Source organism: Brachyspira pilosicoli (assembly GCF_008016535.1).
Taxonomy (GTDB): domain Bacteria; phylum Spirochaetota; class Brachyspiria; order Brachyspirales; family Brachyspiraceae; genus Brachyspira; species Brachyspira pilosicoli_A.
This window is the reverse complement of the sequence record NZ_SAXY01000099.1, coordinates 1-871: the sequence shown is the minus strand read 5'-3', so window position 1 is coordinate 871 and position 871 is coordinate 1. Positions and strand designations below refer to the sequence as shown.

The 871-nt window shown below is 25.9% G+C and carries 1 protein-coding gene; it reads right to left on the bottom strand.

The genetic code is table 11. From position 1 onward, the window contains the following. Positions 1–17 precede the first annotated feature (17 nt). Complete coding sequence (locus tag EPJ72_RS12880; RefSeq protein WP_147732507.1) at positions 18–674, bottom strand: IS1595 family transposase; 657 nt, start codon at positions 672–674, stop codon at positions 18–20. Between the last annotated feature and the right edge of the window lie 197 nt (positions 675–871).

Here is an 871-nt window from a genome sequence, read left to right as displayed (position 1 = left end):
GGGGCTGTCCTAGATAACTAAAAAAGCTTCTTTTTCGCTAAATTATATATAATTTCTAATTGTTTGTCAACTTTTGGATTATTAAATCGAAACTGACATTCTTTTATGAATAAATAAAAATGTTCTTTCGGTATTCCATTAAATTTACGAAGATGTCTTTTCGCTTGATTCCAAAAATTTTCAATACCATTAATATGATTCTTTTCTTCAGCAAACTTTTCACTATGATTAATTCTAAAGTGCTTAAATTCAGAGACATCTAATATATCATAACTATGATAATAATCTGAATAAACTATACTATCTGGCTGTACTTTTTGCCTAATAATAGGCATTAAAGTGCTTATTTTAGTATTATTTATCATTTTTACATATACTTTTCCGCCTCTTTTTAACAAACCAAACACTGGTATTTTATCTTTAGCCCCTCTTCCTCTTTTTCCTTTTCTTTTACCGCCAAAATAACTCTCATCAACTTCTATTTCTCCATTGAAAATTTCTTCTTCTTTTTCTTTTTCATATTCAAATATTAATTCTATTAATCTTAAAAAATAATACGAAGCTGTAGTCTTATTAACCTTAACTAAAACTGAAGCTGTCCTTGCTGTAGTTCCTGCTGCAAAATGTTCTATTAATTTTAATTGTTTTTCTTTACTTAATTTACTACGTTTCATACTTAAATTTTAACAAATTTAAGTTATCTAGGACAGCCCCAATAAAAATATAACTGTAGAATTATTGAGAGAAAAATTAAAAGAATATACACATTTTTATAACAATCAAAGATTGATTTCTTCGTTATTGTATATTACAATCAAAGAAAGAATCAAAAATATTATAGCAAGTAAAAGTACAATATCTATGGCTCCAT